Source organism: Mycobacteriales bacterium (genome assembly GCA_035995165.1).
Lineage (GTDB): Bacteria > Actinomycetota > Actinomycetes > Mycobacteriales > CADCTP01 > CADCTP01.
In genome coordinates, this window is the sequence record DASYKU010000050.1 from 50873 (window position 1) to 74443 (window position 23571).

The 23571-nt window shown below is 72.8% G+C and carries 21 protein-coding genes; 10 read left to right on the forward strand and 11 right to left on the reverse strand.

The annotated features are described in order from the left end of the window. The 5 genes from secF (at window position 1) to VGP36_08700 (ending at window position 8626) form a co-directional block, all read left to right on the forward strand. Entirely contained in the window at window positions 1-1272 is a 1272-nt protein-coding gene (gene secF, locus VGP36_08680) for a protein translocase subunit SecF (protein ID HEV7654794.1), read from the forward strand. Continuing rightward, window positions 1269-1844 (forward strand): adenine phosphoribosyltransferase, encoded by a 576-nt coding sequence (locus tag VGP36_08685; protein HEV7654795.1) that lies wholly within the window; start codon window positions 1269-1271, stop codon window positions 1842-1844. The genes secF and VGP36_08685 overlap by 4 nt, the downstream gene beginning before the upstream one ends. A gap of 340 nt (window positions 1845-2184) precedes the next feature. Further along, complete coding sequence (locus VGP36_08690) at window positions 2185-4476, forward strand: bifunctional (p)ppGpp synthetase/guanosine-3',5'-bis(diphosphate) 3'-pyrophosphohydrolase (protein HEV7654796.1); 2292 nt, start codon at window positions 2185-2187, stop codon at window positions 4474-4476. A 266-nt stretch (window positions 4477-4742) separates the two neighbouring features. Continuing rightward, complete coding sequence (locus VGP36_08695) at window positions 4743-6413, forward strand: radical SAM protein (protein ID HEV7654797.1); 1671 nt, start codon at window positions 4743-4745, stop codon at window positions 6411-6413. 41 nt (window positions 6414-6454) lie between these two features. After that, a complete protein-coding gene (locus VGP36_08700; protein HEV7654798.1) occupies window positions 6455-8626 on the forward strand; it encodes a RelA/SpoT family protein in 2172 nt (723 codons plus the stop codon). Window positions 8627-8632: 6 nt separating this feature from the next. On the opposite strand, the gene VGP36_08705 is transcribed toward VGP36_08700, so the two are convergent. After that, a complete protein-coding gene (locus VGP36_08705; protein HEV7654799.1) occupies window positions 8633-9988 on the reverse strand; it encodes a gluconolaconase in 1356 nt (451 codons plus the stop codon). 43 nt (window positions 9989-10031) lie between these two features. Then, window positions 10032-10820 carry a peptidylprolyl isomerase gene (locus VGP36_08710; protein ID HEV7654800.1) on the reverse strand — a complete coding sequence of 263 codons (789 nt, stop codon included), beginning with the start codon at window positions 10818-10820 and terminating at the stop codon, window positions 10032-10034. A 256-nt stretch (window positions 10821-11076) separates the two neighbouring features. Between VGP36_08710 and VGP36_08715 the strand changes: the two genes are divergently transcribed. From VGP36_08715 to VGP36_08735, 5 genes are all read left to right on the forward strand, one after another. After that, complete coding sequence (locus VGP36_08715; protein ID HEV7654801.1) at window positions 11077-11580, forward strand: hypothetical protein; 504 nt, start codon at window positions 11077-11079, stop codon at window positions 11578-11580. A 2-nt stretch (window positions 11581-11582) separates the two neighbouring features. Next, window positions 11583-12482 (forward strand): hypothetical protein, encoded by a 900-nt coding sequence (locus VGP36_08720; GenBank protein HEV7654802.1) that lies wholly within the window; start codon window positions 11583-11585, stop codon window positions 12480-12482. A 9-nt stretch (window positions 12483-12491) separates the two neighbouring features. Beyond that, window positions 12492-13169 carry an MBL fold metallo-hydrolase gene (locus VGP36_08725; GenBank protein HEV7654803.1) on the forward strand — a complete coding sequence of 226 codons (678 nt, stop codon included), beginning with the start codon at window positions 12492-12494 and terminating at the stop codon, window positions 13167-13169. A gap of 358 nt (window positions 13170-13527) precedes the next feature. Then, complete coding sequence (locus VGP36_08730; protein HEV7654804.1) at window positions 13528-13902, forward strand: hypothetical protein; 375 nt, start codon at window positions 13528-13530, stop codon at window positions 13900-13902. A 358-nt stretch (window positions 13903-14260) separates the two neighbouring features. Next, on the forward strand, window positions 14261-14632 hold the full coding sequence (locus VGP36_08735; GenBank protein HEV7654805.1) for a hypothetical protein: 372 nt from the start codon (window positions 14261-14263) through the stop codon (window positions 14630-14632). A 232-nt stretch (window positions 14633-14864) separates the two neighbouring features. Here the strand turns inward: VGP36_08735 and VGP36_08740 are convergent, their stop codons facing one another. From VGP36_08740 to VGP36_08780, 9 genes are all read right to left on the reverse strand, one after another. Beyond that, window positions 14865-15692 (reverse strand): SDR family NAD(P)-dependent oxidoreductase, encoded by an 828-nt coding sequence (locus VGP36_08740; protein HEV7654806.1) that lies wholly within the window; start codon window positions 15690-15692, stop codon window positions 14865-14867. A gap of 304 nt (window positions 15693-15996) precedes the next feature. After that, window positions 15997-16950 (reverse strand): DUF6625 family protein, encoded by a 954-nt coding sequence (locus tag VGP36_08745; protein HEV7654807.1) that lies wholly within the window; start codon window positions 16948-16950, stop codon window positions 15997-15999. Between the two features lie 104 nt (window positions 16951-17054). Further along, window positions 17055-17264, reverse strand: coding sequence for a dodecin family protein (locus tag VGP36_08750; protein HEV7654808.1), 210 nt, complete (start codon window positions 17262-17264; stop codon window positions 17055-17057). 347 nt (window positions 17265-17611) lie between these two features. After that, window positions 17612-17839: a DUF6158 family protein gene (locus VGP36_08755; GenBank protein HEV7654809.1), complete on the reverse strand. Its 228-nt coding sequence runs from the start codon at window positions 17837-17839 to the stop codon at window positions 17612-17614. A 230-nt stretch (window positions 17840-18069) separates the two neighbouring features. Next, window positions 18070-18528, reverse strand: coding sequence for a hypothetical protein (locus VGP36_08760; protein HEV7654810.1), 459 nt, complete (start codon window positions 18526-18528; stop codon window positions 18070-18072). 139 nt (window positions 18529-18667) lie between these two features. Next, complete coding sequence (locus tag VGP36_08765; protein ID HEV7654811.1) at window positions 18668-18949, reverse strand: DUF6343 family protein; 282 nt, start codon at window positions 18947-18949, stop codon at window positions 18668-18670. A gap of 171 nt (window positions 18950-19120) precedes the next feature. Beyond that, window positions 19121-20872, reverse strand: a complete 1752-nt coding sequence (locus tag VGP36_08770; GenBank protein HEV7654812.1) for an L-lactate permease — start codon at window positions 20870-20872, stop codon at window positions 19121-19123. Between the two features lie 86 nt (window positions 20873-20958). Further along, entirely contained in the window at window positions 20959-22335 is a 1377-nt protein-coding gene (locus VGP36_08775) for a heterodisulfide reductase-related iron-sulfur binding cluster (GenBank protein ID HEV7654813.1), read from the reverse strand. A gap of 1 nt (window position 22336) precedes the next feature. Next, complete coding sequence (locus VGP36_08780; GenBank protein ID HEV7654814.1) at window positions 22337-23548, reverse strand: FAD-binding oxidoreductase; 1212 nt, start codon at window positions 23546-23548, stop codon at window positions 22337-22339. Window positions 23549-23571 lie beyond the last annotated feature (23 nt).

Consider the following 23571-nt stretch of genomic DNA (forward strand, 5'->3'; position numbering starts at 1 on the left):
ATGCTCACGCTGTTCCGCCGGCTGAACGCGGGCGAGGCCGTCTTCGACTTCATCGGCAAGCGCAAGCGGTGGTATTGGGTCTCCGCGGTCCTCCTGCTGCTGTGTGTCGGCAGCTTCGTCTTCCGCGGCTTCAACCTGGGCATCGAGTTCTCCGGCGGCACCTCGTTCCAGTTCAACGCCTCGACCGCGCAGCCGGCCGAGGTGCAACAGGTGGCCGAGCAGGCCGGCGCCCAGGTCGAGAGCACCCCGCAGATCGTCGGCGCGGGTGGCCAGCGGCAGGTCCTGCTCAAGGCCGGTGAGCTCAGCCCGGCCCAGCAGACGAGCGTGAAGAACGCGCTGCAGACCCGGTTCGGCCAGGAGGTGACCGTCCAGGCGGTCAGCTCGTCCTGGGGCAGCGACATCACCACGGCCGCGGTCCGCGGTCTGGTGATCTTCCTGATCGCGGTCTGCATCTTCATCGCGGTCCGGTTCGAGTGGAAGATGGCCGTCGGCGCGATCGCGGCGTTGTTCCACGACCTCTTGCTCACCGCCGGCATCTATTCGATCGTCGGCTTCGAGGTCACCCCGTCCACCATCGTCGGGCTGCTGACCATCCTCGGTTTCTCCCTGTACGACACCGTCGTCGTCTTCGACAAGGTCGACGAGAACGCGCGCGGCATCCTCGGCGGATCTCGCATCACGTACTCGGGGGCCGCGAACCTGGCGGTCAACCAGACGCTGATGCGCTCGATCAACACCTCGCTGATCGCGCTGCTGCCGGTGGGCGGCCTGCTGTTCGTCGGCGCCGGGCTGCTCGGCGTCGGCACCATCAAGGACCTCGCGCTGGTGCTGTTCGTCGGCCTGGCCTCGGGGGCGTACTCGTCGATCTTCCTGGCCACGCCGATCGTCTGCGAGCTCAAGGAGCGCGAGCCGAAGTACGCGGCGCTGGCCAAGCGGGTCGCCACCCGGCGGGCGCAGGAGAGCAAGGGCGAGGTCACCACCGGGACCCCGCGCCGGCAGAAGGCGGTCGCCGCGGCCGGTCCGGCCACGGCCACGGCCACGGCCACCAAGTCCCGCCGGGCCAAGGCGCCGGCGGACGAGGACGTCGCCGACCCGGAGCTCGCCGAGGACGAGGACATCGTCGAGGCGGAGCTGGCCGGCGACGAGACGCCCGAGCCGGCCGCCCGCACCGGGGCCGGCTCCAGCACGCCTCGACCGGGCGCCCGCCCGCAGAAGCGCCCGTCGCAGAAGCGTGGGGGCGGTGGCCGGCCCTCGGCCAAGAAGCGCCGGTGAGCGGACGGTCGGGCGCGGCGGCGTCCGGACCGGAGCGCCGCACCGTGACCGACCTGGGGGAGCGGGTTGCTGCTCGGCTGCGGGACGTTCCTGACTTCCCCAAGCCGGGGATCGTGTTCAAGGACCTGACCCCGCTGCTGGCCGACGGCCCCCTGTTCGCCGAGGTCGCCCGCGCGATCGCGGCCGAGCACGCCGGCGCCGGCTTCGACGTCGTGGCCGGTGTGGAGGCCCGCGGCTTCCTGTTCGCGGCCGCGATCGCGATCGAGACCGGCCTCGGCGTGGTCCCGGTCCGCAAGGCCGGCAAGCTGCCCTGGCGCACGGTCTCCGCCGCGTACCAGCTGGAGTACGGCGAGGCCGAGGTCGAGGTGCACGAGGACGCGTTCGCCGGCCACCGCCGGGTGCTGCTGGTCGACGACGTGCTGGCCACCGGCGGGACGCTGGCCGCGGCCGCCGACCTGGTCGGCCGGGCCGGGGGAGAACTGACCGGAGTGTCCGTCGTGGTCGAGTTGACCGCTCTCGGGGGTCGCGACCGATTGGCCCAGCTCGACGTGCACAGCGTGTTAGCGGCCTAGCCGCCGGACGTCGCGAGGGTGCGCCGATCGGGCGACACCAGCGTGGTCTGCGCCGCGTGTCCCCAGGCCCACGTACACTCGGTGAGGTCAGCTCCGCGACGAAAGGGGAGCGGCCCTGAGCTCGGACCTCGCGCCGGCGGCGGCACTGACCGGTTCTGACCCGGACCGGACGGCCGCGGATGAGGCGCGTCCGGAGCAGGCCACCACCGCCCCTGAGGCCCCGCTCGACGCGGACGTCGAGGTCAGCGAGGAGGCCGAGTTCGAGGCCGACCCGTACCCGACCCAGCCGCTGCCCGGTCTCCCGCTCGTCCTGGACGACGAGGACGACGAGGACGAGGACATTCCGGAGGCGGTTCCGGACGAGATCGACCCGACGACGTACCGGCGCCGGGTCCGGGCCCGGCTGGCCCGCCGGCTGGCATCCGGGGGGCAGCGCCCGTCCGGCATCCAGGCCGTGCTGGAGCCGCTGGTCGCCACCCACCGTGCCGCCCACCCCAAGGCCGACCTGAAGATCCTGCAGCGGGCGTACGACATCGCGGAGGAGCGCCACCGCGGCCAGCTGCGCAAGTCCGGCGACCCGTTCATCACCCACCCGCTCGCGGTGGCCACGATCCTGGCCGAGCTCGGCATGGACACCACCACGCTGGTGTCCGCGCTGCTGCACGACACGGTCGAGGACACGACGTACGGGCTGGAGGACGTCAAGCGCGACTTCGACGCCGAGGTCGCGCACCTCGTCGACGGCGTCACCAAGCTCGACAAGGTCAAGTACGGCGACGCCGCCGAGGCCGAGACGATCCGCAAGATGATCGTCGCGATGGCCCGCGACCCGCGCGTGCTGGTCATCAAGCTGGCCGACCGGCTGCACAACATGCGCACGCTGCGCTTCCTCAAGCCCGACAAGCAGGAGCGCATCGCCCGGCAGACGCTGGAGGTGCTCGCCCCGCTGGCGCACCGGCTCGGCATGAACACCGTGAAGTGGGAGCTGGAGGACCTGGCCTTCGCCACCCTCTACCCGAAGCGGTACGACGAGATCGTCCGGCTGGTGGCCGAGCGCGCCCCGTCCCGGGACACCTACCTGGCCCGGGTGGTCGAGCGGGTCTCCGCCGACCTGCGCGCGGCCCGGGTGAAGGCGACCGTGACCGGCCGGCCGAAGCACTACTACTCGATCTACCAGAAGATGATCGTCCGCGGCCGCGACTTCACCGACATCTACGACCTGGTCGGCATCCGGATCCTGGTCGACTCGGTGCGCGACTGCTACGCGACGCTCGGCGTGGTGCACGCGACCTGGCAGCCGGTCCCGGGCCGGTTCAAGGACTACATCGCGATGCCGAAGTTCAACATGTACCAGTCGCTGCACACGACGGTCATCGGCCCCGAGGGCAAGCCGGTCGAGCTGCAGATCCGGGACCTGGCCATGCACCGGACCGCGGAGTACGGCATCGCGGCGCACTGGAAGTACAAGGAGACCAACAAGCCCGAGGTGCTCACCCCGGGCACGCCCGGCGGCGAGGACCTGCTCTGGCTGCGGCAGCTGCTGGACTGGCAGCGCGAGACCCAGGAGCCGGGGGAGTTCCTGGAGTCGCTGCGCTTCGACCTGGGCTCCCGCGAGGTCTTCGTCTTCACGCCCAAGGGCGACGTGATCGCGCTGCCGTCCGGCTCCACCCCGGTCGACTTCGCGTACGCGGTGCACACCGAGGTCGGCCACCGCTGCATCGGCGCCCGGGTCAACGGCCGGCTGGTGGCGCTGGAGTCGCCGCTGGAGAACGGCGACACGGTCGAGGTCTTCACCTCCAAGTCCGAGGGCGCCGGCCCGTCGCGGGACTGGCTGTCGTTCGTGGCCTCGCCGCGGGCGAAGACGAAGATCCGGCAGTGGTTCGCCAAGGAGCGCCGCGAGGACGCGATCGAGTCCGGCAAGGACGCGATCAGCCGGGCCATGCGCAAGGCCGGCCTGCCGCTGCAGCGGCTGTTCGGCGGCGACGCGCTGAAGACCATGGCCAGCGACCTGCGCTACACCGACATCACCGCGCTCTACGCGGCCGTCGGCGAGGGCCACGTCAGCGCCACCTCGGTGGTGCAGAAGCTGGTCGCCTCGCTCGGCGGGTCCGAGGGCGCGGCCGAGGACATCGCCGAGACCGCCGTACCGGCCCGGACCGGGCGGCGGCGGCCGACCGGCGACCCGGGGGTCGTGGTCAAGGGCGCCTCGGACGTCTGGGTCAAGCTGGCCAAGTGCTGCACGCCGGTGCCGGGCGACGAGATCATCGGCTTCGTCACCCGTGGCGGCGGCGTGTCCGTGCACCGCAAGTCCTGCACCAACGCCTCCGACCTGCTCTCGGAGCCGGAGCGGATCGTCGAGGTCGAGTGGGCGCCGTCCACCGACTCGGTCTTCCTGGTCGCGATCCAGGTCGAGGCGCTCGACCGGCACCGGCTGCTGTCCGACGTCACCCGGGTCCTGTCCGACGAGCGGATCAGCATCCTGTCCGCGTCGGTGACGACCTCCCGGGACCGCGTCGCGGTCAGCCGGTTCACCTTCGAGCTCGGTGATCCGAAGCACCTCGGTCACCTTCTGAAGGCGATCCGGTCGGTCGAGGGTGTGTACGACGTGTACCGCCTCACGTCGGGTACGTGACCGAACGGCGCTGACGCGCCGATTCCGACGCCTTCGCTCACTGAGCGTGCTTGTCGGGTGGAGTCCGGTCCCACTTTCTGTCACGCTCCGTCGTGATGACTCAACGTGGTGTGGAGCCGGAATTTGCTTACTCACAGCATTTATAACGGCACTCAAAGTCGTTATTGCATTGACTCGCGATTGATGTCTGAATAAACCTGCCCGGAGCGGGTCGAAGCACCGTGCCCGCGCGGGGAAGTCCACCGACGCACCGGAGAGGGAGCGCAATGTCCGCGGGCCGACGGATCGCCTGGTCGTCGACCGACCGCTACAGCCCGGTCCAGGACCGGGCCGGGGTCTTCGACCCGGCCGACGACGAGCTCCCGCCCGTGTCCCTGCGGGTCAACCAGAACCCCTCGCCGTACTGGCCGGGGTGGCTGGACGAGCGCGAGATCCTCCGGGTCACCTACCAGGGTGACGATCGCTGCAATTTGCGCTGCCCGGGGTGCTACACGGGCGAGCGGCTCGACCGGCCCTCGATCGCGCCCACCGCGGCCAACGAGCGACTGCGCGTGCCGTGGGAGGACTTCACCGGTCACCTGCGCGGACTCGGCGCGGGGCTGCAGGATTTCTACCTCCTCGGGGCCGAGCCGACGATGGACCCGGAGGGGTCGGCGGCCAAGCTGGAGCACGCGGCCGCGGTCGGCCTGGCCACCATGTCGATCACCAACGGGGCGACCTCGCCGGCCCGGTTCGACCGGACCTTCGGGCCCGCGCTGGAGGCCGGTGACCTCTACAAGGTCATCGTCAGCCTGGACTCGATCGACCCGGCCGTGAACGACGCGCTGCGCGGCTCGGCCGGCGCGTTCCGCAAGACCATCGCCACGATCGAACGGGCAGTTGCACAGGGCGTACCGGTCAAGGTTCAAGTCACTGTTTGGCCGCGCAATTACTTGACCGTTCTGGAAACAGTACGTGCACTGTGGGAGATGGGAGTGCGCGGTTTTGCTTTCCACAGCGGTTCGGTGGAAGGCACGTCCGACTTCTTGGCCAAGGGGCTGGATCACCTCGATCCGCTCGCGTGGCGCACGCTCTGTGAGCGGCTGTACGAGTTCCGGGACACGCACCGTGACGAGCTGGTCCATTTCAACTTCCCGCTCATCTACTTCACCGAGCGTGAGCTGCGCGGCCGGGTCATCGGCGACGACGAGCTCGCGGACGCGTACCTGACCCACGTCGCGGCGGTCGAGGAGGGCGTGGACTCGACCAAGCCGTTCCACGCCTGCCCAGCCATGGACGTCCCCCAGGTGTACGTCTACGCCAACGACGGGCCGGCCGGGCGCGGCTCCGTCTCGCTCTGCAACGTGCACAGCCCGGATTCGGACGCGGCCTTCGCCGACTACGACCCGGACAGCGGCCGCTGGCGGATCGTCGAGGACCCGGCCCGCAACCAGATGCAGCGGATGGCCGACTCGCCGCACCTGTGCCCGGCGATGCCGTTCGCGACCGGCGGGCGTAGCTCGGACCGGGTCGTCACCGAGGCCGGCGCGCTCTACCACGCCTGCCGCTACCTGGGCTGCAACCAGATCGCGACCGACCAGGGCCAGTTCGGGTGGACGGCCTGGGAGCGGTCGGTGGAGTTCTACCGGGCCGTCGAGGTGCTGCGGGCGGTCTCCGTACGGTCCGGGGCGGAGGCGGTCGAGCCGCACCTGGCCCGGGTCCGGCGGCTCGGCACCGGCGTCCCGACCCTGCGGGACCGGACGATCGCGGTGCTGCGGGAGGCGGCCTCGCTCGGCGCGGTCGAGCTGGACGCGTTCCCGGCCGAGGTCGTGGCCGCGGTCGGGACGTCCCGGCGCTCGTCCACCGTCCCGCTCGGGCTCCCGGTCTTCGTGCTCGGGGCACCCGGCGGGGAGACCGACGGGGCCGGCGCCGCGACGCCGTGCGGGAGCTGCCGGTGAGCGGGGAACCGCGGTCCGCGGACCCCGCCCAAGCCGGCCCCGTGACGCGGGCCGGTCTCGCCCCCTCGCCCGACCCGCGCCGCGAAGACGCCTCGCCGACCCGCCCCACCGACCGCGCCCTCGCCCCACCCGCCACCCCGCCCGCGCCGCCGGCCCGGCCGGCGGTAGGCGGCGCCACCACGCCCGCGGCCCGGCCCGCGGCAGCGGCTCCGGCGGGCGGCGCCACCCTGCCCGCGGCTCGGCCCGCGGCAGCGGCTCCGGCGGGCGGCGCCACCCTGCCGGCGCCGCCGGCCCGGCCGGCGGTAGCGGCCCCGGCGGGGGACGACGCGCCCGCCCCGGCCGAGCCCGCCCAGCCGCCGCCGGCCAAGCCCGCCCAGCCGCCGCCGGCGGAGGCCGCCCAGTCGGCAGCGGCGGCCGCCCTGCCGGCGGCGCTGCCGGGCGAGGCGACCGGACCAGCCGCCGGGGGAGAGGCGCACGCGCCGTTCCATCGGCGGGTGCGGGGGATGCTGGGGGGCTGGGTCGGGGCCGGGCATCGCGGCCCGGCGTCGGGCGGTGCACTCGGCCCGCTGGTGAGCGCGCACGTCGAGCAGCACCCGGAGGCCGACGTCGTCACCCTGGAGCGGGCGTACACGGTCGCCGAGGAGATGCACCGGGGCCAGCGCCGCAAGTCCGGCGAGCCGTTCATCACGCACCCGCTCGCGGTCGCCACGATCCTGGCCGACCTCGGCCTGGACACCACCACGCTGGTCGCCGCGCTGCTGCACGACACCGTCGAGGACACCCGCTACACGCTGACCCGGACCCAGCAGGACTTCGGCCTCGAGGTCGCGCACCTGGTCGACGGCGTGACCAAGCTGGACAAGGTCCGCTTCGGCGCGGACGCCGAGGCCGAGACGCTGCGCAAGATGATCGTCGCCGGCGGCCGGGACCTGCGCGTCCTGGTGATCAAGCTGGCCGACCGGCTGCACAACATGCGGACCCTGCGCTTCCAGCCGATCCACAAGCAGGAGCGGATCGCCCGGGCCACCCAGGACGTGCTCGTCCCGCTGGCCGACCGGCTGGGCATCCACGTGCTCAAGCGCGAGCTGGAGGGCCTCTGCTTCCCGGTGCTGCAGCCGGCCGAGGCGGCGCTGGCGACCGAGCTGGACCGCAAGCGCCGCCAGCACCGGGCCGCGATCGCCGCCGCCGTCGCCCGCGAGCTCGGGCCGGACCTGCGCGACGCCCGGATCGCGGCCACCGTCACCGAGCGCCCGCGGCACCTCTACTCGGCGTACCGGACCAGCCGGGAGCGCGGCGGCTCCGGCGCCGAGCTGCTCGACGCGGCCCGCATCCTGGTCCTGGTGCCCGACGGTGACCCCGGCGACCCGTACGCGGCGCTGGGGCTCGTGCACGGGCGGTGGCGGCCGGTGCCGGGCCGGTTCAAGGACCTCATCGCGGTGCCGAAGTTCAACCTCTACCAATCGCTGCACACGACCGTGATCGGCCCGGGCGGCGAGCCGGTCGACGTGCTCATCCGGACCGAGTCCATGCACCGGGTCGCCGAGCACGGCGTGGCCGCGCACCTGCAGGACGCGGACCGGCCGGGCCAGGTCGGCGTGTCCAGCGGCCGGGACATGGACTGGCTGCGCCGGCTGCTGGCCTGGCAGCGCGAGGTCGCCGACGCGGGGGAGTTCATCCGGACCCTGCGCGACGATCTCGGCGACGGCCGCGAGATCACGATCATCACCACGGACGGCGAGACGGTGCCGCTGCCGGCCGGGTGCACCCCGGTCGACCTGGCGTACTCGTTGAGCGGCTCGATCGGCCACCGTACGGTCGGGGCCCGGGTCAACGGCCGGCACGTCCGGCTCTCCAGCCCGCTCGGCGACGGCGACCTGGTCGAGATCCTCACCTCCGAGTCGGAGAACCCGGGGCCGTCCCGGGACTGGCTGTCCTCGGTCCGGACGCCGAACGCGGCCGTCCGGATCCAGCAGTGGTTCACCGAGCAGAGCCGGGACGTGGTGATCGAGCGCGGCCGGCACGCGCTGGAGGTCGCGTTCACGGCCGCCGGCGGGACGAGCCTGGAAGCCGCGGTCGAGGACGGCTCCCTGCTGGTGACCACGCTGGAGCTGGGCCACCGCCACCTCGAGGAGCTGTACGCGGCGGTGGCCGACCGCCGGGTCGAGGCCGAGCACGTCGTCGCCCGCAGCGCCGTCCACGCGCCGCCCGCCTGACCGGGCTCAGCGCGGCGGCGACAGCCGGTAGACCGTGCCGGACTGGTCGTCGGTGACGAGCAGCGACCCGCTCGCGTCCGCGGCCACGTCGACCGGCCGGCCCCAGACGTCCTGCCCGTCCGCGCTGACCCAGCCGGTGACGAGGTCCCGCTGGGTGCCGGGCCGGCCGCCGCCCGCGGTGCCCTGCCAGTCGAACCAGACGACCTTGTAGCCGGTGCGCCGGGTCCGGTTCCAGGAGCCGTGCAGCGCGACCGCCGCGCCGGTCCGCAGGCCCGCCGGGACCGCCGTCCGCTGCAGGAACGTCAGCCCGAGCGGGGCCGAGTGGGCCTGGATGCCGAGGTCGATCCTCGTCGCGGCGGCGCAGTTCACGTGCCCGTCGGCGTTGGTCTCGGCGTCGGCCTCCAGCGGCATGTCCCGGCTGCCCGCGGCGGTGTCCTGGGTGCCGTTGCAGAACGGCCAGCCGTAGAACGCGCCGGTCCGCACCTGCACGAACGGCTCCATCGGGTGGTCGTCGACGTAGGCCGGCACGACCGCGCCGTAGTCGTCCTTGCCGTCGCCGGTGATGTCCCCGTGCCGCGGGTACGCGATCTGGTCCCGGTTGTTGGTCACCGCCCAGAGCGCGCCGGTGCCGGGCACCTCGGCCAGCCCCTCGGCGTTGCGCAGGCCGGTCGCGACCAGGGTGCCGGTGCCGCCGGTGAGCGGGTAGCGGTAGATCGCCGCCCGCTGCGGGGTCGAGGTGGTGTCCGAGGCGCAGACGTTGCAGCTGGAGCCGATCGAGACGTAGAGCGCGCCGCCGACGACCGCGATGTTCTTCAGCGCGTGCCCGCCGTCGGGCAGCCCGGTGACGACGACCTGTCCCGGGCCGGCCGTCGCGGCGCCCGCGGTCCAGGGGTAGCGGGCGACCCGGTCGGACTCGGCCACGTACACCCAGGTCGTGGTGCCGGAGCGGACCGGGACGATGTCGTGCGGGCTGTGCAGGCCGGTCAGCCAGGGCGTGGCCCGGCCGGTGCCGTCGGCCTGGGTCCGGACGAGCTGGACGCTGCCGGTCGAGGGCTGCGAGACCAGCAGGTCGGTGGACCCGCCGGCGTAGGACAGGAACCGGGCGCCGGGGATGCGGGTGTAGACCGAGGCGGTCCAGCCCGCCGGCAGGTTCAGCTTCCGCGGCACGTCGAACGGCGCCTGCCGGAACCCGGCCGGCACCGACACCGTCGCCGGCACCAGCGTCGCCGGCCCCGACACCGCCGCGGCCCGAGCGGTCGGCGGCGCGGGGGAGCCGGCCGCGGCCGGCGTACCGGACGAGCCGGCACACCCGGCCGCGAGCAGCGCGCTGAGGACGGCGACCGGAACGAGAGAACGGCGCATACCCCGACCCTAACTGCGGGACGTAGTCGTTGACTACGAAGAGTTACGACGCGGGCGTGACGGTCTTCAGCGTGATCGCGAGCTTCGGCTTGCCGTCGTCCCCGGTCGCGGCCCCGGCCTTGGCGACCTTGTCGACCACGTCCAGGCCCTTGGTCACGGTGCCGAAGATCGTGTAGTTCGGGTCCAGCTGGGTGTTCTTGTAGACGATGAAGAACTGGCTGCCGTTGGTGTTCGCGCCGCCGTTCGCCATCGCCAGCACGCCCGTCGTGTACTTGCCGGCCGGGTCGAGCTCGTCCTTGAACGTGTAGCCGGGGCCGCCGCTGCCGGTGCCGCCCGGGTCGCCGCACTGCAGCACGCCGAAGGTGGCGCCGGTGGTGACCCGGTGGCAGGGGGTGCCGTCGTAGTACTTGTGCCCGGCCAGGAACACGAAGCTGTTGACCGTGCAGGGCGCCTTGGCCCGGTCCAGCGAGAAGGTCATGTTCCCCTGGGTGGTGACCAGGTTGACGGTGGCCGTGCCGGTGGTGGCGACCTTGCCGTTCGGCGGCTGGCCGGCGTTCTTCGTCGCCGCCGCGCTGCCCTTGGTGTACGTGCAGTCGCCCTTGGTCGCCGTGCTCGCGCTGGCGCTCGCGCTCGGCGCCGCGGCCGGCGTGCTGTCGCTCCCACCGACCTGCGTGACCACCAGGACCACCGCGGCGATGACGACGACCACGCCGAGGCCGGCCGCCATGACGAGGTTGCGTCGCTTGCGTGCGGCGGCCGCCTCCTGGCGGCGCTGGATCTGACGCTCCAGACGCCGGCGAGCGTTCTCGCGGCGCTGCTTCGTGGTGGGCACGGGTGGGCTCCTGCCAAACGGACGGTCCGGGACGTGGCCCGGAGTGTAGGGCGTCACACTGTTCGGTCTGCGTTGGCCGCCCGGCTCTGCCCGAACGCACAGCTGCGCCAGGCTCAGCCGGCTGCCGGTTCCGGCCACGCGGCGTGCATCAGACAACGACGAGGACCGGTTAGGATCCCCGGACGACTTGCTCAAACCGGGAGGAAGCAGAGTGCACCGCCGACTGCGTACGGTAACGGTCGGGGCGGCGCTCGCCGTGGGCCTGACCGCGTGCGGCAGTTCCGGCGGCACCACCGACCTCCCGCCGGGGCCGGCCGGGGCGGCATCCGCGACCGCGGCGCCGGTCAGCGCGAGCCCGACCGTTCCGTCCGGCGAGGTGCTGGCGGCGTACCGGACCTTCTGGGACTCCGTGATCGCCGCGCACAAGGGGTCCGACCCGCAGCTGCCGGCGCTGGCCGCCACCGCCGCCGGGACGGAGCTGGCCAAGGTCCGCAAGGCCGTCGCGCTCAACCGGCAGCAGCAGATCAGCCTGCGCGGCCCGGTCGGGCACAGCGGCGAGGCGGCCAAGGTCACCGGCGCCACCGCGACCGTCGAGGACTGCTACGACATCTCGGCCTGGAACCCGATCGACGTGCGCACCGGCGCCGCGATCGACGTGACCGACTCCGGCGGCACCGGCCGCTACCACGCCCGCTACACGCTCCGCCGGTCCGGCGAGTCCTGGATCGTCACCGACGAAGTCGCGCTCGGAGGCTGCTGACCATGCTGCGTCGTCTGCTCTCGCCCACCCGGGTGGGCCTGCTCATCGCGATGGTGACGGCCGCCGTGCTGGCCGGCATGGTCGCGCCGAGCATCGCCTCGGCCGAGACGCGCTGCACCTGGCAGGCGGTGCGCAACCCGGACGGCTCGATCTCGTACGTGAAGAAGTGCGTCGACGTCGACCCGGGCAGCCCCGGCGGCCCGGGCGGCTCCGGCCCGATCGACACCTGCGACCTGGACAAGCAGCAGGAGATGGCGGGCTACAGCGCGTTCTACTGCGTCGGCAGGGCCGCCTGCACGATCAAGGACAACTGGGTGCCGTACGCGCCGCCGACCGAGACGGCGCCGCCCGGGCACGAGTGGAAGCTGCAGCTGTGCTGGCCCTGCGGCGGCTGCTTCGGGCCACCGGTGCCGACGTACATCCTGGACGGCCCGCCGGCCCGGCCGCTGATCGTGCAGGCCCAGGAGGCGTTCGGCCGGCTCCGCACGCGGACCGGGGTGGTGCAGCACAGCCCGAAGGTGAACGGCATCGTCCGGCTGGACACCTGGTTCTGGATGGACCCGGTGACGTTCAACCGCCTGACCGGCACCTCGGCCGAGGGGCTGGTCGCGGTGGCCGATCCGGACCAGACCGTCTGGGACACCGGTGACGGCGCCACGGTCACCTGCAAGGGCCCGGGCACGGAGTACGCGGAGGGCCGGGCCCCGACCTGCACGCACACCTACACCAAGGCCTCGCCGCAGTACGACGGGAACGTGACCCGGATCTGGGCCGTGCACTACGAGAACGGCGGCGCCCCGATCGACATCCCGGGCGCGCCGGACACGCTCACCGCCGACACGCCCTGGACCCTGGCCGTGGCCGAGGCCCAGGTGCTCAGCGGGCAGACGCCGGGTCGTTAGGCTCGCCGGGTGCTCGTCTCCGGGTTCCCGGCCGGTCCACCCGGCACCAACTGCTTCGTCGTCGCGCCGGGCCCGGGGGAGCGGTGCGTGGTCATCGACCCCGGAATCGACGCCGCCGGCCCGCTGGCCGAGCTGCTGGACCGGCACCGGCTGCGGCCGGCCGCGGTGCTGCTGACCCACGGCCACCTCGACCACACGTACTCGGTGGTGCCGGTGTGCGACGACGCGCAGGTGCCGGCCTGGATCCACCCCGACGACCGCGGTCAGCTCACCGACCCGCTGGGCTGGCTCGGGGCGCCGCCGGGGACGCCGGTGATGGGGCTGACCAGCCTGCCCACGGCCGAGCCGGCCGAGGTCCGGGAGCTGGCCGACGGGGACACGCTGGAGCTGGCCGGGCTCAGCCTCGGCGTTCTGCACACCCCGGGTCACACGCTCGGCTCGGTCGTGTTCACGCTGACCGGGCCGGACGCGCCGCTGCTGTTCGCCGGCGACCTGCTCTTCGCCGGGGCGATCGGCCGGACCGACCTGCCCGGCGGGTCGTACCCGGCGATGCTGGACTCGCTGGCCCGGGTCGTGCTTCCGCTGGACGACGCGACCGTCGTGCATCCGGGTCACGGCCCGGACACCACGATCGCGCGGGAGCGGGCCACCAACCCGTACCTGCGGCTGGTGGCGGGGACGGACTGACGCCCGGGTCCGGGGGTGGGTCCTGCTGGTCAGCGTGTCGATGCCGGGGTTGAGGGCGGGGACCGAGCCGAGCGTGCCGACGTCCGGGCCGAAGACGGTGACGGCGACCGAGCCCGGGGTGTCGATGAAGCCGACGTCCAGGGAGAGCCGGTCGACGGTGGCCGGCACCACGAAGGAGCCGGCGATCGCTCCGGTGAACCGCCGGCTGCCGGACAGCACCGGGGACGTCCGGCGTGCTCGAGCGGCCGGACGGTGATCGAGGGCCACGTAGAATGACGGTCGCCTACTGTGCGTACTCATAACGTCACGCGGTCATGTCGCCGGAACCGGATCGCGCCGGCCCTCGTTGACCGGAGCGATGGAGGAGAACGAGGCGCGCCAGATCACCGACCGGCTGCGGGACCGCGGCGTCGATGCGCACATGGAGCGGGCCGGCATCTACCAGTTCGGCGTACGGATCTCGCTGCCCGACGGGCGGCAGGCGGTCTGGGACTCCGACGGCACGGCCGGGCTCGAGGCCCAGGTGATGAAGGACGGGATGCTCGTCGGCTTCGTGCCCTCGATCGACGGCTCCGAGGACTTCGACGAGGCCCAGACGATCGAGGCCATGCTGCACACCGACTACGACCAGCCGATCGCCCGCCGGCGCAGCACGCCGGTGCCGGCGGCCGCGCCGCTGCCCCGCCAGGGCGGGGTCTTCCGCCGCTTCCTCGGCGGCTTCCGGGAACGCTGAGCGCGCCTCCCGTCCGGACCGCCGAAGCCGCCGCCCGGCCCGCCGCGTGCGCCTCTCCGGACGCCGACGGGGACCGTCGGCGTCCACCTCGGCCTGACCGAGGAGTTCCGGGAGGTCCCTGTACCGCTGCGATCCGACCCGGACCACCGCCGGACCATCGGGCCGCAGAAGTGCCTGGTCCGAGCCTGCGGTCATGTCCCCCCGGGCGGCCGGGGAGGTGTACTCGAGGCAGGAAATGGCCGGATCGTCTTAGGACCATGGTGCACTGGGGCGGCGACCACTACGGCGAACAGACTTCAGGTGTCCGGACCGAGCAGGCATTTGGCCTCACAGGTCCATTGATCCTCAGGGAGTCGTCGTGAACAAGACCGTCCGCTGGGCCGCCGGAGCTGCCACCCTCGTCGCCGCGGCCGGCGTCAGCCTGCTGCCCACCGCGACCGCCTCCGCCGCCGTCCCGGCCCCGCCCGGCTTCACCTGCCCGGCGGGCAGCGACACCTACGACGTCCCCTCCACGATCACCGGCCCGAACCAGCCCGCCCTGGCCGGCACCGTCTGCACCTTCGCCGGCACCACCGCGTTCCGCTCGGTGAGCAAGAACGGCGGCTGGCGCGTCCAGGTCAACTCCGCCTTCGGCTCCAGGACCACCAACGTCATGTTCTACGAGCCCAGCTTCAACAACGCCAAGATCCAGGTCCAGGCCCAGAACGGGCGCGTCGTCATCAAGAAGTAGCCCCGCCCACACCCTGGAGCCCGCGGCGGACCGCGATCAGCCCCGCCCGCGGCGGACCGCGATCAGCCCCGCCCGCGGCGGACCGCGATCAGCCCCGCCCGCGGCCGGCAGCAGACCCGCGCCGAGCGCGCCCTGGTCCTCAATGCCGGACGTGTCCCGCAGCGGCCGGTCGGATGGGAGTGCCGGCACACCGGCGTGCTGGACAGCGACGGCCCGCAGATCCTGCTCCTGCTCAGACGTCCTCGGCGGGCATCGGCTGTCCTGGCCGGTACATCTGGGCCGGCTTGGTGCCGGCCGCCTGGCCGCCGTCGATCGGGATGACGGCGCCGGTGACGAAGGAGGACCGGTCCGAGCAGAGCCAGAGGACGACGTCCGCGACCTCCTCCGACCGTCCGATCCGGCGCATCGGGGTCGCCTGGCCGGCCCGGCGCTGGGCCTCCTGGCCGGCGGCCTCCAGATGGTGGGTGAGGATGGGACCCGGCGCCACGACGTTGACCCGGATCCCCTGGTCCGCGTAGTCCAGCGCGGCGACCTTGGTCAGCCCGATGATGCCGGCCTTGCCGGCGACGTACCCGGCGAGGTTGGCGACGCCGTAGAGGCCGGCGCCCGAGGCCATGTTGACGATCGTGCCGCCGCCGCCGAGCATCGCCCGGATCTGGTACTTCATGCCGAGGAACGTGCCGCGGATGTTCGTCGCGATCGCCCGGTCGAACTCCGCCGGGTCGAGGTCGGCCAACGGCGCCGGCGGCGGCCCGTCGGTGGCGTTGTTGAACGCGGCGTCCAGGCGGCCGAAGGTCTCCACCGCCTGCCGGACCAGGTTCTCGGCCGAGGCCGGGTCTGCGACGTCCGTCCGTACGGCGAGCGCCCGCCCACCGGACTCCCGGATCTCTGCAGCCACCGTCTGCAGCGCCTCCTCGTCGCGAGCACCGAGCACGACCGCGGCCCCGGCCCCGGCGAAGGCCCGCGCGGTCGTCGCGCCGATACCGCGACTGGCCCCGGCGACCAGCGCCACCTTCCCGGCGAACGGCGGTGGGACGGGGACGGGCTGCGCGCTGGACATCGAAGCTCCCTGGGTCGGCCGTGCTGTCGGCGGCGATCACCGCCACCGGTCCGATCGTCGCGCGCCCCCGGACCCCGCGTCGTCAGCCGACGAACGGCCTTCCGCTACGCCGCCCGACGTAGACGGTCCGGCCGTCGTACGACGGCCGCCGTAGGCCCGGAGAGAGGATTCGATGCGCGACGGGGTAGCCGGCTCGACCCACTGCACCCGCCGCGACCTCAGACCGATCCCTGGATCCGCCGACCGTCGTTGGCGGCCCGGCCTCTTCCAGGACATCGGCGTCGAGCCCTCGCGCCCGACGCGCCTAGACCTGGACTGTCGTGCGGCCCGCGGCGGCGGCCTTGCGGACCGAGCGGCGGCGCAGGTAGCGCTGCGCTCTCCGCGCATAGAACGGCAGCAGCTCGGGACCGCTCGCCAGCCGTGCGACCCGCACGGCCCACGGGGTCACCTGCTTCTGCACTGCGAACCCGTTCGGTCCGATCCAGTACCGGTCCGCGTCCAGCACACCGATGTCCGGCCCCCGCATGGTGCGCTTCTGCAGATGGATCAGCAGCGCGGTCCGCCGGCTGACGATGCCGCGTTCGACGCGGTACTCGCAGAGCTCGCCGTCCTCCCAGGCGTACCGGCGCGGGTCGCGGCCGGGCGGGGACTCGGCGCGGGTGCGGTACCGGCGGAAGGACAGGTCGAAGATCACGTCCTGCTGCCAGGACCGTACGCCGAGATCCCCGACGATGTAGTAGATCCCCGCCCACTCGTCGAAGTGCATCGCCTCGGGCCGGGTCAGCGCGTCCCGGTAGCTGACCTTGCCCACCTCGTGGCGGTACCAGCCGGCTACTTGCGGGGTGTTGCGGTACAGCTGGAAGTTGCCGTGGAAGAGGATCTTGTCGGCCTCGTACGCGGCCGCCGGCAGGTGGTCGCGGATCCGTCCGAAGATCAGGTCCAGGTCGCAGTAGCCCCAGAAGTCGTACCCGGCCAGGTCGTCGGCGAGGATCTCGCCGAACGCCGGCCTGAAGTCGCACACCTTGTACGGCCGCTCCAGCGAGACCGGGAAGTCGAAGTGGCTCCGGATCCGCGTCACCAGGTCCTCGAATCGGCACACCCGCACGGCGACGTTCGGCGGCGCATCCGGCACCGGCTGGTCGGTCAGCAGCAGCCAGGAGACGTCGGGGTTGCCGGCCATGCTGCGCAACGTCAGTGGGAAGTACGCCGGCAGGCCGCCGAAATGCGTGGCCACCAGCCGGATGGACGGCTCGATCATGGTCGAGACGCTAATACCTCGCATGATCCGGCCAGGACGAGCGGGAGATCGGCCGGCGGATCCGGCCGGCCCTGTCGGCCGGCCGGATCCCTGCCACCGGAGTGTTACTCGAGCACGAAGGTCACCAGCAGGTTGACCTTGTAGCCGGTGATGGAGCCTCCGTCCGCCACCTGGACCTCCTGTTCCTTCACCCAGGCCGATCGCACACCCCGCAGCGACTGGGTCGCCCGCTCCAGGCCGATCTTGATCGCGTCCTCGAAGCTGGTGTCGGACGTCGCGCTGATCTCGGTCACCCGGGCGACTGTTCCGGCCATGACATTCCTCCTCGCGTCGGCGGTGACGTGCAGACACGAGGCCTACCCGTGATGGCCGTGGACAGTCGAGCGTCATTCGCCGGCGCGCCTGACCGTGCGCCCGCGAGTGGGAGCGGTGCCTGTCTTCCACACCTCGATCCCGGCGGCGGAGGTGTCTCCGCGCCGGGCGCGGGTAGCCCGCAGGCAGGCGCACCGGCGTGTCGCCGACGTTTCCGACGGTGCCGGCGCGGACCGGTCTTCGGCGCTGCAGACCGCGTGGCGCCGGAGGGTCCCCGCCGGGCGGAGTCCCCGGTGCAGCAGCCGTGCCGGGCCGACCTGCCCGGGTAGGCGGTCGTGGTGCCGGGCTGTCAGCGGCTTCGGGCCCCGGCCCGGAGCCGGTGGGGATCGACATCGCGCTGCGGTCGCCGGTCACGGTATTCGGCCTCGAGCTCGGCCATGCGCCGGGTGTGCTGGGCCAGTGCGTCGTCCGAGCCGTGCAGGAACGTGTCGTTGCGGGTCTGATGCAGGCTGGTCAGCTCCCGCAGCAGGGCCTCGTCGGACAGATCGGTCGCTGGGGCGCGGGAATGGTCGGTCATGCCTGCCTCCTCGGGATCCGCAGATCTCTGAGTCTCGTCCGCAACCGGGCCTTGCGGTCTGTCGATGACCGGATACCCGGGACTGGGCAGGCTGAACGTCTGGTGAGGAACACTCCGCCGGCGTCGTCCGCGGAAGGAGTCTCCCTGCTGATGCACCCGGCCCTGTCCACGACCGCGACGAGTTCAGCCCGCTGGTCGCCGACCTCCGGGCGACACCCGCTACGCCACCGTCACCTCAGGTCCGAGGCCGGTTCCGGCACGAGCCGCACGCCGACCGCCTCTGGACGCCGTGCAGGCGCGGTCGGACCGGAGAAGAAGCGCGCCATCCAGATCTCCCGGAGCACGGAGGCCGGCGTGGCTCCGGCGGAGTCGTCCACCTCGAGCTGGCTCGGCAGAACGGACAACATCCCCTCGAGCATCGCCCGGGTGTAGTCCCGGCCGCGCCGCCCGCGGCTGTCCTTGTCGACGCGGACACCCCTCCGGGCGAGGATCGCCGCCGTGGCCACCGCGAGCTCGGCGGCGCTGAGGACGCTGCTGCCGCGGCGCACGGCCCGGTGATGCCCGGTGGCCCGGACGATCGCCGCGGCATCCCGCACCACGGCCGCAGCCAGCTCGGGCGGCAACCGGTCGACGATGTCCGGGGCTGGCCGGACCGGTCCACCGGGCCGGCCGCTTCGGTGCCCGTTCATGCTGGGACCTCCTCGCAGTGCGGCATACCCGGGTATCCGGCGTTTCTCACCCGATCAGCCACCGCCCGAGGCGCTGGCACCGAGGTGGGCCAGCACCCCGGTGAGCGAGCCCGGATCCCCGCCGAGTCGCCGCCGGTCGTCACCCGGGCTCGCCCCGCCGCTTCCGGTTCACGATCACGGCGAGGTCGAGCAGCGCGACCACTGCCAGGACCGCGAACACCCACCCGGCGACGGCGAGGCCGGCCGCGAAGGACAACGCCGCCGCCCCGGCGCAGACCACCAGACCGAACACGGCGAGCACGGCGCGCAGGGTCAGCGCACTGCGCGCGGGCGGCGCGCCGGCCAGACCGGCCGTCGGGTCGTGGTAGTCCTCGAGCCCCTGTTCGTACTCGTCGCGGCTGCGCCGCCGTCCCCTGGCCATGGCGGTCGGTATGCCCGCGCCGCAGGCGTCCATGCCCGCCGGCGGCGCAACGCCTGTCGAGCGCCGATCGACCACGCGGACGACGCGGACCGACCGCCGCGCGGCACTGTCCCACCGCCGACGGGGCGGCACCGGAGATCCGGCGCCGCCCCGTCGTACGTCAGACGCGGGCTAGATGGATGGCACCATCCACGAGAGCACCGCGGTCGACTGCAGGAAGACGATCGCGACCATCACCGCGAGCAGCAGGATGCTCCAGCCGATCACCTTGCGGAACAGCTCGCCCTCGCGCCCGGCCATCCCCACCGCGGCGGCGGCGATCGCCAGGTTCTGCGGCGAGACCATCTTGCCGAGCACGCCGCCGGAGCTGTTGCCGGCCGCCATGAGGAGCGGATCCAGCCCGGCCTTGCCGGCCGCGCTCACCTGCAGAGCGCCGAACAGCGAGTTGGACGACGTGTCCGATCCGGTCACCGCAACGCCGAGCCAGCCGAGGATCGGTGACAACAGCGCGAACGCCCCGCCGGCTCCGGCCAGCCAGTTGCCCAGCGTCGCGGTCTGACCGGACGTGTTCATCACGTACGCGAGCGCGAGCACGGCCATGACCGTCACGATCGCGGTCCACAGCTGCTTGTACGTGTTGACGTAGGCGACCAGCGCCCGGCTGGCCGAGATCTTCAGCACCGGGATCGTGATCAGGCCGGCGATGAGCAGCAGCGTGCCGCTCGCGGCCAGCCAGTTGAACGTGAAGTTCGGGATCGTCGAGACCTTGCCGTTGGCACTGATGATGTGCAGCCCCGGCCAGTGGAAGATCCTCGTGGTCTTGGCGATCTGCGGCTTGATGCCCGGCAGCTGGGCGATGACGAAGACCGCGATGATGATCAGGTACGGCGAGTAGGCCCGCCAGATCTCCTTGGGGGTGTCGGGGATGCCGGAGCCGGCGTTGGCGGGCGGGATCTCGCCGATCGGCTCGTCGATGCGGGGACGCCGGCGACCGCCGGTCGTGGTGGTGGTCATGGTGTCGCCCGACTCGCGCTCGGCGGTGGCGGTGGCCGTACGGGTGCCGCGGCCGGTCGCGACGACCTCGTCCTCGTCGGTGTCGACGAACGTGCCGGCCGGCTGCCAGACCCGGACCAGCAGCACGACGGCGCCCGCGGACAGCAGCGACGCGAAGATGTCGGCCAGCGGGACGGAGATGAAGTTCGAGGCGAGGTACTGGAACAGGCCGAACACGACGCCGCAGAGCAGGGCGGCGGGCCAGACGTCCCGGAGGCCGCGCTTGCGGTCGACGATGAAGACCAGGCACAGCGGCACGAAGATGGAGACGATCGGGGTCTGCCGGCCGACCATCGAGCCGAGGTTGTCCTGGCTGATGCCGGTGACCGTGGACAGCGTGGTGATCGGCACCGCCAGCGCGCCGAACGCGACCGGCGCGGTGTTCGCGACCAGCGCGACCGTGGCGGCCTTCAGCGGCTTGAAGCCCAGCGCGATCAGCATGACCGAGGTGATCGCCACCGGCGTGCCGAAGCCGGCCAGCGCCTCCAGCAGCGCGCCGAAGCAGAACGTGATCAGCACGGCCTGGATCCGCATGTCGTCGCTGATCGTCGCGAACGACCGGCGCAACACGTCGAAGTGACCGGTCTCGACGGTCATGTTGTAGATCCAGATCGCGTTGACGACGATCCAGAGGATGGGGAAGAACCCGTAGACGGCGCCTTCTGTGCCGGCCAGCAGGGACTGACCCAACGGCATCGGGTATACGAACACCGCGACGATGATCGCGACGAGCAGGGACAGCAGAGCGGCGATCCAGGCCCGCATCCGCAGCACACCGAGCAGCACGAACAGTGCCACCAAGGGTAAGACCGCGAAAAGCGAGCTCCAGCCGAGCGAATCGGCTACCGGATCAAGGACCTGGCGGTACATCGGCGTCCACCTTCCAGCGACGGTCCCCCCGTGTCGGGCACATACGCGTTACGGGCTGATACGTGTCCCGGGTCACCCCGGTTCGATCACAAAACCTGGACTGTCAGCGTTTTCACGGGCAGCCCGCGCAGGGACGCGTCGAGGACCTCGACGGTGTGCGCGAGCGCGATGCTGGCGTCGCGACGGCGCAACGCAGCGGCCACCTGCATGAGGCAGCCCGGGTTGGCGGTGACGAGGAGTTCGGCACCGGTGGCGAGCACGTTGGCGGCCTTGCGGTCGCCGAGCTGCGCGGCCGGCTCGGGATTCAGCAGGTTGTAGACACCGGCGGAGCCACAGCACAGCTCCGCCTCGGCGATCTCCTTCAGTTCCAGTCCGGGAATCCCCGTGAGCAGCTGACGGGGCTGGGTCCGCACGCCCTGGGCATTGGAGAGGTGACAGGCGTCGTGGTAGGCGATGGTCACCGGCAGCGGGTGCCGCTCCGCGGCCGGGCCGAGCTCGGTCAGCAGCTCGGTGACGTCCCGGACCTTGGCCGCGAACGCCTTCGCGCGCTCGGCGTAGGCCGGGTCGTCGGCGAGCAGGTCCGCGTACTCCTTCATGGAGGAGCCGCAGCCGGCCGCATTCACCACGATCCGCTCGACCCCGGCGTCGGTGAACGCGTCGATCAGCTTGCGGGCGAAGCCCTGCGCCTCCGGCTCGCGTCCGTTGTGGACGGACAGGGCGCCGCAGCAGCCCTGCTTGCGCGGGATGACGACGTCACAGCCCTCCAGCGCCAGCACCCGCGCGGTGGCCGCGTTGACGCCCGGGAAGAACGCGCCCTGCACGCAGCCGACGAGCATGCCGACCGTCATCCGCCTGGTCCCGCGCGCGGTGACCAGTTCGGGCAGCTTCGTGGCGCGGGTGATCCGCGGCGCGATGTCCTCCATCGTGGCCAGCATCGGCGCCAGCCGCTGCAGCAACCCGCTGCGGCGCACCAGACCCTGGACCCCCGAGCGCTGGTAGGCCGCCAGCGGCCCGCGCAGCAGCCGCAGCCGCTTCGGGTACGGGAACAGCGCGAAGATCGCCTCCCGCAGGGCCCGGTCCTTGGGGGAGCGGTGGTGGTTGCGCTCGACCTGGGCCCGGGTCGCCTCGATGAGCTTGTCGTACTGCACGCCGGACGGGCAGGCCGGGACGCAGGCCATGCAGCCGAGGCAGGCGTCGAAGTGGCCGACCATCGAGTCCGACAGCGGCTCGCCGGACAGAGCTTCGTTCATCAGGTAGATCCGGCCGCGGGGGGAGTCCATCTCTTCGCCCCACAGCGCGTACGTCGGGCAGGTCGGCAGGCAGAATCCGCAGTGCACGCAGTCCGCGACCAGCGCCGGGTCCGGCGGCCGGTGCGCGTCGAAGGCGGGCATGCCCAGCGCGACCGGCTCGCCCTGACTGGACCCGGGCGCGTCCCCGGTGCCGTGGGTGGCGTCGACCGACACGTCAGATCCCTCCCACGAAGCGGCCGGGCGCGAGCAGCGCGTCCGGGTCGAAGCGGTCCTTCACCTTGCGCATCAGCTCCAGCCCGGCCACCGGACCCCAACTGTCCACTTCGGACCGTACTTCCGGCGGGGCGGTCAGCATGACCACGCTGCCCTGCCAGGACGGGGCCGCGTCCCGCAACGCCAGGACGAACCCGGCCGCGTCGGGCGCGGCGACGGAGGCGTAGAGCACGCCGACGCCGGCCGAGCCGCGGACGGCGGCCGGGGCGGCCTTCTCGATCCCGTCCAGCAGCCGGCCCGTGCCGGTCAGCTCGGTGGTCACCTTGACCAGCACGTCGCCGGCCGGCAGCGCACCCCACCAGCCCGGCTGCGGTCCCTCGGCCGCGCCGTCACCGAGGGCCTCGACCGCCTGCGCGGTCCGCGCGGTCACGCCGGCCTCGGTCCCCTCCAGCAGCACGGCGATCTCCACCGGGCCGCCGGGCTCGGGCCGGTCCAGCTCCACCGCGGTCGGCACGAACTGCCCGTGCAGCATCCGCTGCACCGCCGCGTACGCCGCCGCGGCGTCCGGGACCCGGGCGGTCACGTACGCGGCCGCGGGCGGGATCGGGTGCAACCGGAAGTTGGCCTCGGTGACCAGCCCGAGCGTCCCGTACGCCCCGCAGACGAGCTTGGACAGGTCGTACCCGGCGACGTTCTTGACGACCTTGCCGCCGGCCTTGGCGACCACGCCGTCGGCGCGGACCAGGGTGACGCCGAGGACCAGGTCCCGGACGGCGCCGGCCAGCATCCGGCGCGGCCCGGACAGCCCGGTCGCGAGCATCCCGCCGACCGTCGTGCCCGGCACCACCTCGTCCACCGCGAGCCGCTGCCCGGCCTCGGCCAGCTGCTCGCCCAGCGTCCGCAGCGGGACGCCCGCCTGCGCGATGACGACGAGGTCGCCGGCCGCGTGCTCGATCACCCGGTCCAGCCGGCCGATGTCGACGATCAGGTCGAGGCGGCGCGGGGGAGTGCCCCAGTCCAGCTTGGTGCCGGCGCCGCGGGCCGCGACGGCGAGCCCCTCGGCCGCGGCCGTCCGCAGCACGGCGGCGGCCTCCTCGGTCGAGCCCGGGGCCGCGACCCACTTGGCCGGCACGCCCCCGGCGACGTCGGCCTCGCCCGCCACGGCGGCGTGCCCGCCGGTCGCGCGCTGCAGGGCGTCGAGCACGTCGGTCATCGGACCGTCCCCGGGCTCGCCGG

Coding starts and splice junctions, on each gene's coding strand:
- secF (HEV7654794.1), top strand. CDS start 1: ATGCTCACGCTGTTCCGCCGGCTGAACGCGGGCGAGGCCGTCTTCGAC.
- VGP36_08695 (HEV7654797.1), top strand. CDS start 4,743: ATGTCCGCGGGCCGACGGATCGCCTGGTCGTCGACCGACCGCTACAGC.
- VGP36_08705 (HEV7654799.1), bottom strand. CDS start 9,988: ATGCGCCGTTCTCTCGTTCCGGTCGCCGTCCTCAGCGCGCTGCTCGCG.
- VGP36_08720 (HEV7654802.1), top strand. CDS start 11,583: ATGCTGCGTCGTCTGCTCTCGCCCACCCGGGTGGGCCTGCTCATCGCG.
- VGP36_08730 (HEV7654804.1), top strand. CDS start 13,528: ATGGAGGAGAACGAGGCGCGCCAGATCACCGACCGGCTGCGGGACCGC.
- VGP36_08740 (HEV7654806.1), bottom strand. CDS start 15,692: ATGTCCAGCGCGCAGCCCGTCCCCGTCCCACCGCCGTTCGCCGGGAAG.
- VGP36_08745 (HEV7654807.1), bottom strand. CDS start 16,950: ATGATCGAGCCGTCCATCCGGCTGGTGGCCACGCATTTCGGCGGCCTG.
- VGP36_08750 (HEV7654808.1), bottom strand. CDS start 17,264: ATGGCCGGAACAGTCGCCCGGGTGACCGAGATCAGCGCGACGTCCGAC.
- VGP36_08755 (HEV7654809.1), bottom strand. CDS start 17,839: ATGACCGACCATTCCCGCGCCCCAGCGACCGATCTGTCCGACGAGGCC.
- VGP36_08760 (HEV7654810.1), bottom strand. CDS start 18,528: ATGAACGGGCACCGAAGCGGCCGGCCCGGTGGACCGGTCCGGCCAGCC.
- VGP36_08765 (HEV7654811.1), bottom strand. CDS start 18,949: ATGGCCAGGGGACGGCGGCGCAGCCGCGACGAGTACGAACAGGGGCTC.
- VGP36_08770 (HEV7654812.1), bottom strand. CDS start 20,872: ATGTACCGCCAGGTCCTTGATCCGGTAGCCGATTCGCTCGGCTGGAGC.
- VGP36_08780 (HEV7654814.1), bottom strand. CDS start 23,548: ATGACCGACGTGCTCGACGCCCTGCAGCGCGCGACCGGCGGGCACGCC.